Below are 17,272 nucleotides of genomic sequence, written 5' to 3'. Positions count from 1 at the left end.
CGTCACGGCCAGACCCACCGCCAGGATGTGTACGCCCGTCATCCGGTACCCCCCCCGCCGCGCCCCGGTACGGCATGCGCCGACCGCTGGTGGGGTAGTCGCACCGCCGACCCCGCTGGTTCCCGACAACCGGCGCGCACCACCGGTCTCGCCGCCCTGACCAGATGCGACGTCCGGCGAACTGATCACGGCAACGGAAGTGACCAGCCGGCATCGGATTGGGCGTGCTGCTGGCCCACCAGACGCGGGGTTCGGCCGCCCGTTCGGCGGACGAACGGCCGAACCCTGTCAGTGCGTCAGCTGCCGGCTGGCGCGGGGGAGGTGGGGACCACGGCCGGACGGCGTCGTCGCGACACCGCGCCCGCGATGACGTCGATGACGAGGAACGCGAGCAGGGTGATTCCGAACAGGGGCAGCGCCCAACCGATTGCCACGGTCACCGGCACGCCGATGAGCAGGACCCAGAGCGGCATGCCGCGGACGCCGCCGCGAGCCGGCGGGGTGCCGGCGAGGGCACGGCGGTCGGCGCGGGTGGGTCGGCGTTGCTACCACATGCGGTAGCCCCAGACGATGACGCACAGCAGCCCGAGGGCCAGCGCGGCGAGCAGGATCTGGTTGACCAAACCAAACAGGAGACCCATGTGGGCCTGGATACCGAGAGCACTGAGTTTCGCCAGCAGTGGCCAGTCGGCGAAGTCGCTGCGGGCGGTGACCTCACCGCCGGCCGGGTCGACGGCGACGCGGTCCTTGGCGACGGGCCAGGTGTTGTCGACCTGCGTGACAGTCCAGGCCGAGCCCGCCTCGGCAGCCGGGGCGATCTCGACCGGGCCGTTGAGGCCGGCCGTACGGGCGGCCGCCGCCACCCGGTCGAAGGCCGCCGACTCGACCACGCCGCCGGCCCCACTGGCACCGTGCTGGTGGCCGCCGCCGGTCTCGGCCGGCTCGTCCGGGACGGTGGTGAGGCTGGTCGAGATCTCCGGGGCGCGGGCGCTGAGCGCGTCGAGGCCGGCGCCGAAGTTCGCCCCGGCGTAGCGGGACCAGGTGAGTCCAGTGGCGGAGAGGAACAGCAGGCCGATAGTGAGCCAGATGCCGGTGGTGGCGTGCCAGCCCCGGGTGCGGCGGACGCCCTTGCCGGCGGACAGGTCCGGTACGAGCAGGTGCCGGGCGGTGGCCCGGGAGGCGCTGCGCCGGCGCCACCACAGGATCACCCCGCCGAGCGCGATGACCCACAGCCAGCTCGCGGCCAACTCGGAGTAGTGCCGGCCCACCACGCCCAGGTGCAGGTTGCGGTGCAGGTCGTCGAGCCAGGTGGTGGCCGGGGTGGAGCCGAACCAGGTGGTCAGCTGGCCCTTCACCTGCGCGGTGTACGGGTCGACGTAGACGGTGTGCTGCTTCTCGCCGAGCTCTGGCAGGGCGAACGTCACCCGGGTGGTGCGGTCACCGTCACCGGGCTGCACGGTGGTGATGCTGCCCTCGGGATGGGCGTTGCGGGCGGCACCGACCTGCTCGGCCAGCGGCAGCGGACGGTCCCGGGTCCCCCGGGCACCCGCCGGTCGTGCTCGTCAGGCGCCGGTGAGCCTTACCTGTGGATTGCTAGGGCAATGGCAGGACTGCACTCCCTCGATCGGAGTCAGTCCGAGCCGAGGATGGCCTCCATCAACGCGGCCAGGTCGTCGGGCTCGTCGGCCCCATCCGCAGTCGCGAGTTGCTGCAGGATCGCGGCGGTATGCGTGGGGCCAAGCCGGTCGCGCTGGTCGCGAAGGGTGCGGAGCAGGATTACGCGGTACGTACGCCGCGCCTCGACGCCAGTTGGTGGGAAGCCCCGTCGTGCGATCTCGACGGCGACCTGGAAGGCGTCAAGCAGCTCGGTTTGATTGGAGCCAACCGACAACTGGAGCCAGAGCGTGATCAATGATTGCGCTGCCGAGATGGCGCGCTCACCCCAGAAGCCATGGACCATCGTGACGGCGTCGTCGATCGTCGTCGCGATCGGCTCCAGCGCGTGATGGGCTAGGTCGTCCAGCGGGTCGCAATGGAAGTTCGTTTGCCACTGCCGGAGTCGATCGTTTGCCTGGATCCATGAGAACGACCCGCGCACGAACTCCTGATCCTCGGTGGTGACGGAAGGCACCTCTCCGGTCCAGTAGAGGTTCGCGGTCGGGGCGACCGTGCGGGGCCATGATCGGTCCCTGGACAGCACCAGGATCCGGTGTCCATCGGCCCAGTCCCGCTGTACCCCCAGAGTGCCGACAAGTCGGCTCCATGCGTCTGGCCGGAGTTGTGACCTCCAAAGCAGTGTGAGACGACGCCACGCGTCGATCCGGTCATCGTCGTTGGGGAACAGGTCATCGGTGGTGAAGGGAGCGCCCACTGCGACCAGCAGCAGCACCAGGTTGGCCGAATAGACAGCATGACGGGCTGGCACGGACAGCAACGCCGGTACGTAGTCGGCGAATCGGCCGCGTTCGCGAGCTTCCAGCGCGCATCGAAAAAGGTCCAGCAGGATCATCCGGACGATGTTCCGTCGTTGCTCCTCCCATCTGGCAAGCCGGTCGGTGAGAAAGTCCAAGGTGGTCTGACGCTGGCTGATCGCGGAGAAGGACAGCAGGGCATGTAGGAAGTCGTCGTTGACCGGTGCGTTGCGGCTTCGGCGGCTCTGCAGTATTTCGTAATCGACAAGGTCAGCCAACTCTCGCTCCAGGGCTCGGGCACCCAGATACTCGCCGAAGGTTGCATGCAGGAACTCGTACGTCTGCAACGCCTGACCGTCGCGCCGCGCGCGAGCCTCGTGGATGAAGAAGAACCGACCCAGGACGGTCTCGCCGACCGTGAGCGTCCGCCGTACGTTCGTGGCCGGCGCAACAGCTCCAGCTCGCAGCAGCACAGGAAGATCAGCGTCGAGATCTGCCTCAGTGACCCACTGTCGTCCGCGGTTGAAGCCAGCGAAAGCGACCATCGCCAATCGCAGCAGTTCTTCCTCAACTATGACGTTCAGGTGGCTCTCGGGGACGTCGGCGGCTGCCTTCGTGACCTCGCGCCACGCGAAGCGGCTCAGCAGTCGCTCGTAGAGGTCGGCTGGGTTGAGTGCCGCATCGCCGTCGGCGGCCAGCGCGTTGTCATGGGCATCGTAGATCGCCAGCATCAGTAGCAGCAGCGGTTGTGAGGCAAGGTCGCGATGAGGTGCTACCGCCGCGAGGGACAGCGGCCGTAGGCCAGATTCCTCGAAGTAGTCCTTGTTTTCTGCGTTCCATATAGAGAGCCATCGCGCGATCTGCCCCTCGGCGAATGGCTCTAGTCGCAGGGCCACTGTGTCCTTTGCCGGACGCGCTCGGTCGGCAACGGCAGTACGGGTGGTGACGACGACTGCAACTGCCCGCCCCTCGGCGGCTTCGCGGCGTTGGAACCGTGCGACGTTCTGCAGATAGTCCCACTGGCTCACGCCGGTAGCTTGGAGAAGCTCGTCGAAGCCGTCGAGAAGTACCACGGGAAGCGCACCCGCGACCGCGCTCACCACCTCTGGCCACGTCGCACGCTCGCCGGTCGCGTCGAAGATCGCCTGCTCGATCTGCTCCTGCAGAGTCGCGTCGGCGGGAACGTCGCGCAGCGGAACACGAACCACAACGAAGTCCTCAGGCGGCAGCGTTGCGGCCAGCATCCGCGTAAGTAGTGACTTTCCCGATCCAGGTTGGCCGAGCAGCAGCAGTGGTGCGGCAGTCGCCGGTGCCGACGTCAGGTGACCGACCATGAAACGCATGAGATCGTCGTGCGTAGGCACCTGCTCCCACCACCCCTCGCTAGCGAGGGGATCCTGCGGAGTCACGGCAGCCACACGAAACGAGGGGTTGATGTAGGAGGAGGCGATATCGGGGATGCACGGACCGGAGCCGCCGCTCTCGGCATCAAGTACAGGATCGAGCAGCGACGCAGTGTAGGCGCGAGAAAGCGCGGTACGCCTTTCAACGGCGACACGCTGCGGGGCGATCGACGCCAACGCTTGCCGCAAGGCCGCTACCCCGACCGCAAGCTCGTCCATGCGCTGACGTGTGGCTTGATGATCCAAGAGGTTGACCCAGAAGGCGAACTCCGGGACATCGCCAGCCATACGACGGAAGCCGGACTGGTACTCAGCCATCGCCTTGTCCACGACGCTGCCGCCCAAGGCGTTGATGATGCGCTCACGCTCAGCCGAGTCAAGCTTCTCCCAGGCCGAAAGGCCGGAGAGGAAGCGCCGAACCGAATCGGAAAGACGTCGGTAGAAGGCCTCGATCTCGTCGACGAGTGCTTCGTGTGGCTGATGGGGTGCGGGCGCGGGCACGTCCGACTGAAGGAGGGCCCTCGCCAAGTCGCCCAGACGCTCCCCATCTGGCCGGTTGCCGACGGCCAGCACCACCAGCTCGCTGCCGGTGATGTCTACTGCAGGCAGGGCACCAAAGTACGCGCCGACAACCAAAGCCGCATGGCCAGCCGCCAGGCGTTGCGTCCGGTCAATCCGATTCAGGCCGACAACCCGGTCGGCCAGATCAGTGATGAGCGTCTGCGTTGTCCTGACCAGCTCCGACTTCGCATCGAACAGGCTGATAGCGAGGTTGCTGCCACCGGCTGTGGTTGCGAGCAGAAGACCGCCTGCCGCCTTCTCTATCACCGTCAGAAGTTGGCTTTGCCCACCCAGGATACGTACCGCGTCGGCGTAGGACAGCGATCGACTCATGTTCTCAGCCTGCCCGCTCGGCGGCTGAGCCGGAATCGGCAACTCAGCGGAACAAGGGTGCGCCGCGGCTCATCCTCTTCGCGCCCTCCGGACGGTGTGAGGCAGCTTCAGGCGCAACGCACAACCGGTGGGACCTGGTCCTCAACGCCGGGGGACGGCTCTGCACAACTACGCCCTTGTGCTCCGAGATGAGCCACCCCGCTCTCATGGAGCTCCATGAAAGCGGGGTGGCTCAGGTGTTCCAGGGGTGGGTATGGCGGGTGGCAGGCCCTGCTCTTGTGTGCGAGCTACCGCCCATGTGGAGCCACGCACCTCGACGACCTGCCCAAGTTGAGGATCTGGACGAATGTCAGCTGCTGGTGGGACGGCCGGCGTGGCAGTCGAGGGGGCCATGCGGCGACCTTAGTGGACGCGAGGATGGCACATGTTCCTGTGTCTGTCGGATTGCAGACTGAGTTGACGAATGCCCTGGCTGCACCGATCCAGGCTCTGGTCGCTGCTCGTGTCGCCGGTGGCGTCACTTCCGGCGGAGTCGAGCCGCAGCTACTTCTCCCTGTTCGAGGGGATGTCAAGTCGGGAGGTGTTCGGTCCCAGGGCGTTACTTCAATCGATACCTCGCGCGTTATCACGCCACACCGCCGGTAAGGACAGCACACCATGCGCTGGCTTACTGGTCGCAACACCGTCCGTCCGGATGATCCTCGTCGGCGGACGGGCTGGCTAGGTTGGGTCGGCTCGCTGCTTGTCGAAGCGCAACTAGCGCAGGCCGACGAGAGAGCGAGTGATGTGCGGCAGGGCTTGCCGGGCAGCCCGCCGTGGCGCTGACCCTTCGCTGCCGCAGCATCAGGGGCAGGTACGGGGGGAGTGGTTGTGGAAACGCGGGCGTTGCCGCCGAACATCGCGGTGGCCGGCGAGGTGATCGCACAGCGCGGACCGATGACGCCTGGCGAGGTCGCCGATGCACTGAGAGCCGGCGGTATCGTGCTGTCCCCCGCTCGACTGGCGAACCTGCCGCACCGGTTCCCAGCCGCGTTCGTCCTCGACGAGCAGGGCCGTCTGTGCCTTCCACCGACCGTTCCCGTCGAGCCCCAGCAGCCGGCGGCCCCGCCGGCTGCTGGCTCCTCGGGGTTGGCCTGGCACCAGCTCGTCCCTCCCGTGGGCATCACGTCGGCGGATGTCGTTGTCGTGGTTCCTCACCGGCCCGCCGACGGCGCGGTGCACCTGGCCGTGGTGCGGATGCGCGACGGCGTCTGCCGGGCCTTCGACTCCGAACAGCTCGACGAGGTGCGGCAGTTCACCGCCACGGCGAGCGCCGTCGTGGGATTCGGCCTGACCGGGTGGTCCCGGTTGCCGGCCGACGTCGTCGAGTGCCTGCCTGCGCGCCGCATCGACCTGCGAGTACTGGCGCTGCTGCACGAGCCGACCCGGCCGACGGGGACGTTGGGTGAGGTGTGTGCCGCCCTCGGCGTGAAGTATCGCCGTGGCGGCGAGCACGAACGCGTGCGGGTTGGTGATCATGGCGTCGAAGTCGGCGAGGCGCAGACGATCGCGGCCTGTCTGCGAGCACTGGACGGTAGGGCCGACCCTGCCGACTCGTCGTGGCAGCTGGCCCGTGCCTGTCTCGTCGCGGGCGGCTCGGACATCGCCTTGTTATTGCCTGAGGCTCCCCTGCCGCCGACTGTGGCCGATGCCTTGGTGTGCGCCCCGGATCCGCTGCTGACATCCGCCGGCGATTCCCCTGCTACGGCCGTCGACACGGTGCGTGACGTGTTCGGCCGGCTCGGCGAGCGTGGGTACGCCGCCCGGCCGGCGCAGCGGGAGATGTCGGCGGCGGTGGCGCATGTCCTCGACGCTGGCGGTCTGCTGGCCATCGAGGCGCCTACCGGAACCGGTAAGTCCCTGGCGTACCTCACTCCGGCCGGCGGACGTGCGGGCCGCGACCGGCCGGTAGTGGTGGCTACCGCGACGAAGGTGCTGCAGCAGCAGCTGCGCCGCGACGTGACCCGTCTGCGGAACGAAGGGCTGTTCCGCGCGCCGTTTCGTCAGCTGTTCGGGGTGTCGAACTACCTCTGCTCTCGTGAGATCGCTGCAGCGTTGGAGTCGTCCGACCAGGACGCCGACGTCGGTCACTGGATCGCGCTGACCGTCGCCGTGCGAGCCCTCGCCGTGGGGGAGACCGGCGTCTGGGACGACGTCGCCGACGCGGACCTCGTGCGGTCCAATGCCAGCTACCGCGCCGCACGGGACACCCTGCGCACCGACGCGGGGTCCTGCGAACGGTACGACTGCGCCTGGGCTGCCCGATGCCCCCTGTTCACTCGGCTCACCGGGATGCGCGAGCGGCCTGGTGTCGTCGCGGTCAACCACGCGCTGATCGCGACATGGGCGAAGCTGGCCCAGGAGGGACTGCGCAGTCCCGGGGACGTCCTTGCCGAGGGCCGCGGTGACCTGGTGTTCGACGAGGCTCACGAACTGGAAGACTCCCTAACGGCCGCATGGACCGAGACCGTCAGCCGGCGGCACCTTCTCGTCCTGGCCGCGCGGCTCGACGGTAAGAACGGGCTCGACCGGTACCTGCGCCGGCTCGCCGGCGCCGGTCTGGACCTGCGTCGGGGCCGCAGCCTGCCGGCGACGGCCCGTCAGATGCGCAAGGACTGCGACCAGCTGACCGAGGCGGTACAGCGTTATCTGCACGAATACGGAGGCGCGTCGCGGTCCGCCGTGCCCCGCACCGGGGTGGCGTTCGGGCGGCCGGAGTACCGGCTGCTGGTCGAGGAGGTGCGGCACACCGGACGCGGCCTGCGGGAGCTGGCCGCGGACCTGGCGGCGACGGAGGCGGCGGGCAGGAAGCACCTGCTCGACGCGGCTTCTGGGGTGCGCGGCCTGCTCAAGGCCGTGCTGACCCGCCTGGCCGGGCTGGTGCGCGCGGTGCGCGACGCCCACGACGTGCTCGGCCGGCTGCGCGACCTGCCTGATGAGCATCTGTGGGTCTACCGACTCTCCGCGGAACCGGAGACCGAAGGTGAGCCTGCGACGGTGCCCACCGACGCTGACGCTGAGCCGCTCGGGCACGGCGACTGGACCTTCGAGTGCATCCCCGTCGATGTCGGTCCCGCATTCGTCGACGGTGTCGTGCGTCCTGCCCGTAGCGTCACCCTGACCAGCGCGACACTCACCACCGGCGACAGCTTCGACTACCTCGCCGCCCGCCTCGGTATCCGCGTGGAGCGCGGCAGCGCCGCGCCGGGAGTCTTCGACGGGCGGCAGCTGCCCAGCCCGTTCGACTACTCGGTCCAGTCGGCGGTGGTGCTGACCAACCATCTCCCCGTGCCCGTGCCGAGCCAGGAGCGGGAGTTCATCGAGGAGTTCGCCCGCGACCAGATCGGTCTGCTGTCGCTGACCGGCGGACGGTCGATGACCCTGTTCGCCGCCCGCCGGCGGATGGAGGCCGTCGCCGACCTGGTCCGCCAACGCGCCGAACCGCTCTCCGAGCGGGGCGTGCAGCTGCTGGTGCAGGGCGAGGTCGGACGGGCGGAGATCTCCGACCGGTTCCGCGCCGAGCCCGGCAGTGTGGTCTACGGGCTGCGCTCGTACTGGCAGGGCTTCGACGCCCCTGGTGAGACGCTCAGCTACCTGATCATCGAAAAGCCCCCGTACCCGCATCCGGACGACGCCGTGGTCAGTGCCCGGGCCCGCGCCGTGGCCGATCGAGGTGGCGACCCGTTTCTGGACTACCTGGTGCCCAAGACGGCGGTGCTACTCGCGCAAGGCTTCGGCCGACTGATCCGTAGCGAGACCGACCGCGGTGTCGCGCTGATCTGTGACCGTCGAATGCAGTCGCCCGGCACCGCCAACCGGCTGTTGCTCTCGACGCTGCCTGGCCCGCAGATCCACCACGCGCGCGACCGCGACGACGCGTGGCGATACGCCCTGCGGTTCGTCACGGGTGAGGAACCGGACCTGACCGCTGCGCTGTCGCTGGCTCGCAGCGACGCCGACGCCGCGCTGCAGCGGCTGCGCCTGGTCCCCGGCGAGGACCCGGAGCCGAAGCTGCGGGAGGCCGCCCGGGTGCTCTTCGGCGTGCAGGAGCTGCGAGAGGCGCAGCTGCAGCTGATGCTGGCCCATTTGGCCGGTGCCGACACCGTCGGTGTGCTGCCCACCGGAACCGGCAAGTCGCTGTGCTTTCAACTGCCGGCGTTGCTGCGCGGGGAGGACCGCGCGACCGTGGTGGTCAGCCCGCTCGTCGCGTTGATCAAGGACCAGGTCGACGACCTGCGTGGACGCCGCGGCCTGCGCGGCGTGCAGGGCATCACCGGCAGCACCCCCGCCGCCGTGCGTAACGAGATCCTGCGGGACCTCGCCGTGGGCATGGTGCGGCTGCTGTACGTCTCGCCTGAGCGGCTGGTGCGCGACCCGGTCCTGCGGGTGGCGTTGGAACGCCAGGACCTCGCAGCGCTGGTGGTCGACGAAGCGCACTGCGTCAGCGACTGGGGTCACGATTTCCGACCGGAGTTCCGGCGGGTTTCCCGGGCGGTGGCGCACCTGGACCGGGCGCCGCGGATGGCGCTGACCGCCACAGCCACCGAACCGGTGCGCCACGACATCGTCGACACCCTGGAACTCACCGACCCGGTGGTGGTGTCCCGGCCGGCGGACCGTCCCAACCTACGCTTCCAGGTGACGCAGGTCGGTGGGGAGCGGGAGCGGGCCCGGGAGCTGCTGCGCATCGCCACGGCGATGGGCGTCTCGCCGGGCATCGTCTACGCCTCCCGGCGGGCCATGACCGAGGAGGTCGCGGCGCTGCTGCGCCGCGCGGGCGTGCGGGCCCGGCACTACCACGCGGGGATGGTGCCGGAGCAACGCGAAGCCGTCCAGGATGACTTCCTTGCCGGCACCACACAGGTCATCGTTGCCACCAAGGCTTTCGGCATGGGCGTCAACAAGCCCGACATCGGGTGGGTGGTGCACTACGACCTGCCGGAGTCGCTGGACGCCTACACGCAGGAAGCGGGTCGGGCGGCGCGTGCGGCGGACCTGACCGGCCAATGCGTCCTGCTCTACAGCGGCGCGGACATCGCCCGCCGCCGGGCGCAGGTCGCCGACACCACCGACGCCGTGCGCGTGGGGCAGGCTAGGCGGACCCTGCAGCTGTTGCACACGCAGCGCCGCCGCGGCGCTGACGTGGTGTTCGACCCCGAGCAGCTGGCCGAGGCCGTGGCGGTCGAGTCGGACGAGCTCAACGTGCTGCTGGGCTGGCTGGAACGCATCGGCGTGGTGGAGCAGCTGCCGGACTGCTCGGCACGCGGCACTGTGCACGTCGGCAACAGCGAGCCGGAGGATCTGCCGCAACGACGCCGGTTCCGGGAGCTGTCCGTGCTGCTCAAGCTTCGACCGCAGGTGGGCAGCCGGATCGACTTCGACCGGCTCGAGCAGGACCACGGCGTCGACCCCGACGCGTTGGAACGTGACCTCGTCGCCTGGTCGCTGGACCGGCTGGTCACCTTCTCCTCCTCGCAGCGCTACAGGCGGGTGCGGGTGTGCAGCCACGAGGTGGACTCCACCGCGCTGCAGCGGGAGATTCGCCGGTGGAACACCTGGCAGCGCCGGCAGCTCGACGCGATGATCGGCTACCTCGCCGCCGGTCGGTGCCGACGCGCCACCGTCGTGGACTACTTCGGGTTCGCGTCGTACACGTGCGGCCCCGATCACGAGACCTGCGACGTGTGCGGGGGAACCTCCCCGTGGCAAGACCTTCCCGCATCGGCGGTGCCCGACCCGGAACAGCTGGTCAACGTCGAGCTGACGGTCCTGCAGGCGGTCAGTTGGGCATCGGGCCTGCGCACCGGCCGCTACGGCGAGGTCGGACTGAAAGCCGCCGTGCTCGGCGTGGAGATGCTCGCCGGCGGTCAGCCGCTCGGCGCCGGACTGCGCCGGTGCCCCCAGTTCGGGGCGCTGCGGCACGTGCGCGGCGCGGACCGGCGCTGGGACCAGGCCACCGATCAGCTGCTCGACGCGGGCCTGCTGGTGCGCCAGCGGGTGCAGCGGGACAGCAGGACCTACACGAGTTTGGCCATCACCGATGACGGGCGAGAGCGGTTGGGAGGCCGACGTGGGTGACGTGTCGAGTGTGGAGCGGCCGATCACCGCAGATCTGCTCGAAGGCGGCGAGGTATCCCTCGGACCCGCGGAGGCCACCCGCCTGGGGCTGGCCAACCACTCGGTGGACCTCACGCTCGTCGTCGAGCAGGAGTCGCTGCCGGTGACGTGGGTAGCCGGGCGCCGCAGGCTCGTCGGGGAGGCGCTGACCGAGTATCTGCAGGACACCGGACGCGTCGGTGGCCTGCTGCGGCTGGAGCGCCGCGGCGGCGAGGCGATCCGGCTGATCGTGCTGGCACCGGGGGCGCGACTGTCCTCGGCGACCCGCCTGCCTGGTCTGGTCGCTACGGCACCCGCCGGGCCGGTGGCCAGCGGCGCCGGCTCCCGCGCCGACACCGCTCGGCAGCGACGGGTGAGCACCGGCGGACGCTACCGGCTACGCAAGCGCGAGGAATACACCTGGCGCGGCGAGATCGGCTTCCTTCACACCGCACGCACGCACATGACCGACGCGCTGCGGCAGCGGGGCTGGGACCCCGCCGAAGCGCTGAGCATGCGGTTGGAGGGGGAGCGGCTGGCCACCCTGGACCAGTTCGACGAGCTGCTGGCCATCGACGCCGCGCACATCGAGCACATGCCGCACCAGGAGGCGGCGGCGCGCACCGTGCTGACCCGCATGGGCGGGCGGGGAATCCTCGCCGACGAGGTCGGTCTCGGCAAGACCGTCGAGGCAGGCCTGATTCTTAAGGAGTTGATGCTGCGCGGCCTCGCCCAACGGGTGCTCATCATCTGCCCGGCGCCGCTGCGGGACCAGTGGCGCGACGAGCTGCACGACAAGTTCGACGAGGACTTCACCGTCGTCGCCAGCGGCCAGGACGCGACGGCGTTCGCCCAGGACCGACTGATCATGACCCTGCAGCTGGTACTGCGCAACGCCCACCGCTTCGACGAACGGTTCGATCTGATCATCGTCGACGAGGCACACCGGCTCTCGGGCGCGGGCGCCCGCAAGACCCGCGGCATCATCGGCGACCTCATCGCCGAGGCGCCGCGGGTGCTGTTCCTGTCCGCCACACCAGTGCAGAACAACCTGCTGGAGCTGTACCGCCTCGTGGAGCTGCTGCGGCCCGGTACCTTCGACTCCGAGCGGGACTTCGTCCGCCGCTTCGTCGACGGCCGCGACCCGCGTAAGCCAGTCAACGCCCCGGAACTGCGCAAGCTCATCAGCAGCGTGGTTGTGCGCACCACCCGTCAGCAGGCCGGCGTCGACCGGGTCCACCGCATGCCGCCACAGGATCACGCCGTCGCGCTGACCGCACCGGAACGGCAGCTCTACGACATGCTCCTGCACACCCTGCGGCACCGGATGACCGGCCCGTCCGACACGATGCGCCGCCGCCAACTCGCGCTGCGGCTGACCGCATCACCGCAAGCCGTGTCCCGCAGCGCCCTGCGGATGGCCGAACGCGAATTCGACGGGGCACTCAAGCACACCCTGACCGAGATCGGCCACCTCGCCGGAGACATCCGACACACCTCCCGCGAACAGGTCGCCCTGGACGTGGTCCGTCGCTGGCTCGACGAACACGGACGGGTGCTGATCTTCACCCAGCACACCGACACCCTCGGCGGCATCCTGCGGCTGCTCGACGCCGACGGCATCGGCGCGGCACCCTTCCACGGCGGGATGAGCCACGCCGCCCGCAGCGCCTCCGTCGCCGACTTCAAATCCGGGCGCGCGCAGGTCCTCGTCTCCACCGACGCCGGCGCGGAGGGACAGAACCTTCAGGTCAGCAACTGCGTGCTCAACTACGACCTGCCGTGGAACCCGATGCGCGTCGAGCAGCGCATCGGCCGGGTGCACCGGCTCACCCAGACCCGCGACGTGCACATCGCCAACCTGTTCGCCCGCGATACCCTCGACGAGTCCGTCTACCGGCTGCTGCACGACAAGCTCGCTATGTTCGAGCTGCTGTTCGGTCAGGTCGTCACCGTCCTCGGCGAGCTGGAGGGCACCCAGGACTCCAGCATGGAACAGCGCGTCCTCGACGCCCTGTACGCGAAGAGCGACGCCACGATGCAGCGCCGCCTTGATGAGCTCGGCGCGCAGCTGGAGCAGGCCCGCAGCCGCGCCATGGACATGATGAGCGCCGACGCCGGGCTCAGTGACTGGCTCGCCCAACGCAAGGAGGAACGCCGCCAGCGAGCGGCGCAGCCCGAGGCCCGCGAACTGCTGCCGCAGCAGGCACAGCAGCCCCGCCGCCGCCAGAAGGACCTGGAACGCTTCGTCCGGCAGTTCCTGGAGCTGGCCGGCGCGACCCTGACCCACCCCGCCGAAGGCTTCACCATCGCCGCGCTGCCCCCGCCGCTCGCCGCCGCGTTCGGTGGCCGCGCGGAACTGTTTCTGGCCTTCACCAACGCCGCGCTGGACCACCACCCGGAGGCGCAGTTGTGCGTCGTCGGCTCCGAGCTGTTCGACGAGTTGCTGGAGGTGCTGCGGGACCGAGGCGACCTGGCCGGCACCGTCGCGGTGCTACCCCACCTGCACCAGCGCGCCGTCGTCGCCCACACCGTGGAGCTGCGGATGGTCAAGCGGCACGTGGAACCCGACGACGGCTGGTCGGCACGGGCCACCTACCGGGTGCAGGAGGGTGCCACCAGCGGAAACCAGCAGCTCGTCACCGTCGACGTCGGGCGTCCCGTGCCGCCGCGCCAGTGCCGGTCCGCGCTGCCCGACGGCGCGCCGATGCCCGCCGCGCTGGTCGAGGCGGCCGTGCTCGACGCCGTGGAACAACAGGCAGCGGTGCACCTGCGTCAACACCTGCGCGACGCCCGGCAGGCCGAGCAACGCCGCCGCGCCGAAGCGCAGGAAGCCCTCGTCGCGAACCTCGAGAAGCAGCTCGGCGAGGCGCAGAAGTCCTGGCAGCGAAGCCGAAACATGGACACCTACCTGCAGGTGATGGAGCGGGAACGGCAACTGGAGCGCGCCATCGAGGCCGCCCGACGGCCCGCCCCCGCAGCCGTGGACACCGAGCTGCGCGCGGAACTGCTGACCCTGGAGATGCACGGCTCCGACCGCCTGATCGTCATCGAAAGCTGGGAACACACCAGCGGCGTCACCCGGGAGATCCGCTACCCCTGGACGGGAAACCTCACCGACCACCGGCTGGTCTGCGAAGCCACCGGCACCACCCTGAACACCCTCGCCCTGTGCGGAGACGGCCACGCCGTCGACCACAGCGCCCTGTCCGGCTGCCAGGTCTGCGACACCGACTGGTGTCGGGCCTGCGGGCCCCGCCGCACGGTGCAGGCATGCGCCGGCTGTGGCCGTAACGCCTGCGCCACCTGCCGCCGCAGCGGCGCGTTCTGCGCCGGCTGCGCCCGGCCCCACCGCGCCCCAGAACTCGACACCGACTGGGAGCACGGCTGGCGCCTCGGCGGCAAGGCGTACCTGCTCGTCGGTGCCCGGCACGCCGTCGCCGTCGCCGCCGATGCCACTCGCCGCACCCTGGTGCCCGACGTTGACGTCCGTGACCCGGCCCGGGCCCGCCTGCGGGGCCTCGCCGCCCGACTGCAGCTACCCGCCGGCGCCGGCCTGGTCGCCGCCACACCACCGGTCGCCCCCGACGTGCTCAGCGCCGGCAGCGTCTGGTCGCGCGTACAGCAGTCGGCCTGGTGGACCTGGCAGGACCACGCCGCCGCCGACATCGACGCCACCATCACCGACCTGCTGCCCGACCTGACCGGGCCGGACGTCGTCGGGGAAGGCGACAGCGGGCTCTCCGCGCTCCTGGCCGACCTGCGCCGCCGCACCCCGTCCCCCGCGCCGCCGGCGGTTGCCGCGGTGCCGCACGCCGTGGTCCAGCGCGTCGACCTCACCGACGGGCAGTTCCACTACCGGGAGCTGTGGCACGACGGAGAGCGGCCACCGCTGCCGGCCGACGCCGACAGCCAGCTGCTGACCCCCAGCCACCACGAGGTCAGCCCCTCCTGCCGGCCGGTGGCGGCCACCACCGTGGGACCGGTCGGCGTAGAAGTCGACGGGCTGCACGCCTCGTTCGTGTGCCTGCTCACCGACGGCACACACAGCAGCAGCCTGTTCGTCCCCGGAATCCCCGGCGCCACCCTCGCCGCGGAAGAGCAACTCGCCCGCACCGTCGCCGCCGCCGGACTCCCGCCCACCCGCACGGTGGTCCGCCACCCGTGGACCGCCCCACCGGCCGAGGACCTGCGCTACAGCCTCCCCGCCGACGGCACCATGGTCACCCGCCGCGTCGCCGTGTCCCGCACGCTGCTCTACGAAGGCCACGGCGAACCGGAAACCGTCGCGGAGACGACCGGGGCGGCCAGCAGCGAATTCGCCGCCGCCACGCAGGTGGACGACGCGCGGCTGCGCGACGTGCTGGTCGGCTTGGCCGAATCGACGACACCCGTGCCGATCGGGCAGTACGTAACAGTGCAGGAGCGGTGGCGCTCGCCGTACGGCTCCGCGACCCGCCGCTACCTCGTCGCGCCGGCCGCCCCACTGAATCCGCAGCTGCTCGCCGGGCACACGCTCATCGCGCCCGGCGCCGCACTCGCGGCACGGCTGACCGACGGCAGCGTCGCCGACGGACCCGTCTGCGTCGACAGCCGCGGCCACCTCTTCGCCGACCAGCACGGTGCCACCTGCCCGGTGTGCCGCCGCCTCTACGGGCCCTGCTGTGGACCCGACGGCACCGTCATCGACTGCGCCTCGTGCCACCGGCCGGCGTGCGGCGTCTGCCGGTCCCACAACCCGTCGACGGTCACCGCCACCCGATGCGAGCGCTGCGGTGACCGGTCCTGCGGCGACTGCGACCGACACCTGCCTCTGCGCTCCTGCCAGCTGTGCGGACGGCAGGTGTGCCCGACCTGCGGCCCGGGCCCTGCCTGCCGCACCTGCCAGGCGCTAGCACCGGCCACCGACGAGCAGATCGCCCAGCTTCCCACAGCGCTGCACGCCGATGGGCTGACCGTTCTCCTCGGCCAGGACGACGGCGGCACCGTGGCGGTGCTGCGAGGAGCCCACCGCCTGGAGATCGCGGTCACCGCAGAGTCCGGGCTGCAACGGTGGGAGACCGCGACCGCCGACGACCCCGAACTCCTCCGACTGCTGCTGGCCACCGCACGGGTCGCCGGCAGCGGCGACGTCGCACTGCACACCACCCCCAGCCGGATGGTGCCGGTGCCACCCGACTGGCTGGTCCTCACCTACCAGCCGGGCGAGAGCTTCCAGTGGCTGGTGCGGCGCGACGGCACCCGGCAGGCCGGGAACGCACCGTCGCTGGCCGACGCCCCCCACTCCAGCGGACTCGACCCCACCCTGCGCGCCGACCTGGCCGACGCCCTCGGCGTCGACAACGTCCCGGTGCCCACGTCGGCGGAGGCCGCCCGGCGGCAGCTCATCCGCCGCGCCGCCGGTGACGTCTCGGCGTCCCCGGCCCCTGCGGTCGCGGTCGCCTGCCGCCAGCACACCGCCCTCACGGTCGCTGTCACCGCGCGTGGACTCGTCCGCCGTCGGGCCCTCGGCGCCCAGATCCACGAGGAGACGGCAGACTGGCAGGTTCCCGACGTCGTCGCAGCGTGGATGTCCGACGGCTGGCACCCCACGCCCGAGGTGCTCGCCGCGGCCAGCCTCGACGGCTGGGCGGCGGTGATCGCCGTCGTGGGGCAGCACGGACTACTCGGTGTCCGCCATGGCGACGACAAGCCCACCTGGTACTCGTTGACCGACGACACCGAGGTGGACCTGCTTCGCGCCGCGCTGGGCGTGGAACTGCTCGGCCAGCGCACGCTGGCGACAGTCATCGCGCACTCCTCCGTGCGGGACGTACGCGGCCCGGTCCTGCTCGGCGCCACCCCGCTGGCACGACGCACGACGAGGCAGATCACCCGGCTGCCGTTCGGCCAGCCACGCCGTACGGCCATGTCCCCGGCCGCCGCGGTAGCTGCGGTCCTGCCCGGCACGACACCCGCCGCGCCCACCGCCGAGGGGGTGCTGCCGGCGGCGTTGCTGGCCCAGCTGCGCAGACGGGCAGCGCAGCACCGTGTCAGCGAGGTGGACCTGACGGTCGGTCTGGCCATCGAGGAACAGTGGCGCCTCGCCGACGGCACCGCCATGACCGTCGCCTATCAGCTCGCCGCGGGGGAGACCGTCGGGTACCTCCCCGACGCGGTGACAGGCCAGCAGTTGCACCAGGCCCACGTCTGCCGACGGCAGCACCTGGTGGCACATGTGACTGTGTGCGCCACATGCCTGACCGCCACCTGCCCCGCCTGTCCCGACCCGGTGATGCCATGTGCCCTGTGCTACGACTACCTGTGTGGCCGGTGCGTGGCGTCACCGGATCGCCGCTGCCCGGCCTGCGCGCAGATCCGCAAGGTCAAGCTGCTCGAGCGCGGAAAGTTCGGGGTGTCGTTGCGCGGCGCGGCGTGGCACGGGGTCGG

5 protein-coding genes are annotated in these 17,272 nt (G+C 70.6%); 2 read left to right on the top strand and 3 right to left on the bottom strand.

Annotated elements, in window-relative coordinates:
- Window positions 1-296: 296 nt before the first annotated feature.
- From ACOJTC_RS20315 to ACOJTC_RS20305, 3 genes are all read right to left on the bottom strand, one after another.
- Window positions 297-473 carry a hypothetical protein gene (locus ACOJTC_RS20315; protein ID WP_420118060.1) on the bottom strand — a complete coding sequence of 59 codons (177 nt, stop codon included), beginning with the start codon at window positions 471-473 and terminating at the stop codon, window positions 297-299.
- Window positions 474-545: 72 nt separating this feature from the next.
- Window positions 546-1,514, bottom strand: coding sequence for a PepSY-associated TM helix domain-containing protein (locus ACOJTC_RS20310; protein WP_420118075.1), 969 nt, complete (start codon window positions 1,512-1,514; stop codon window positions 546-548).
- Window positions 1,515-1,630: 116 nt separating this feature from the next.
- On the bottom strand, window positions 1,631-4,708 hold the full coding sequence (locus ACOJTC_RS20305; RefSeq protein ID WP_420118059.1) for an NACHT domain-containing protein: 3,078 nt from the start codon (window positions 4,706-4,708) through the stop codon (window positions 1,631-1,633).
- 870 nt (window positions 4,709-5,578) lie between these two features.
- Between ACOJTC_RS20305 and ACOJTC_RS20300 the strand changes: the two genes are divergently transcribed.
- Window positions 5,579-10,825: a RecQ family ATP-dependent DNA helicase gene (locus ACOJTC_RS20300; RefSeq protein WP_420118058.1), complete on the top strand. Its 5,247-nt coding sequence runs from the start codon at window positions 5,579-5,581 to the stop codon at window positions 10,823-10,825.
- Window positions 10,788-17,272, top strand: a 6,485-nt coding sequence (locus tag ACOJTC_RS20295; protein ID WP_420118057.1) for an SNF2-related protein, incomplete at its 3' end; no start/stop codon positions are given. The genes ACOJTC_RS20300 and ACOJTC_RS20295, both read left to right, overlap by 38 nt.

Source organism: Micromonospora sp., from assembly GCF_048594385.1.
In the GTDB taxonomy this organism is placed as follows: domain Bacteria; phylum Actinomycetota; class Actinomycetes; order Mycobacteriales; family Micromonosporaceae; genus Micromonospora; species Micromonospora wenchangensis.
This window is presented reverse-complemented; position numbering and strand designations above follow the sequence as displayed.

What these genes read in the sequence shown, in the direction of transcription:
- ACOJTC_RS20305 (WP_420118059.1), bottom strand. Translation starts at nt 4,708, where the DNA reads ATGAGTCGATCGCTGTCCTACGCCGACGCGGTACGTATCCTGGGTGGG.
- ACOJTC_RS20315 (WP_420118060.1), bottom strand. Translation starts at nt 473, where the DNA reads ATGCCGCTCTGGGTCCTGCTCATCGGCGTGCCGGTGACCGTGGCAATC.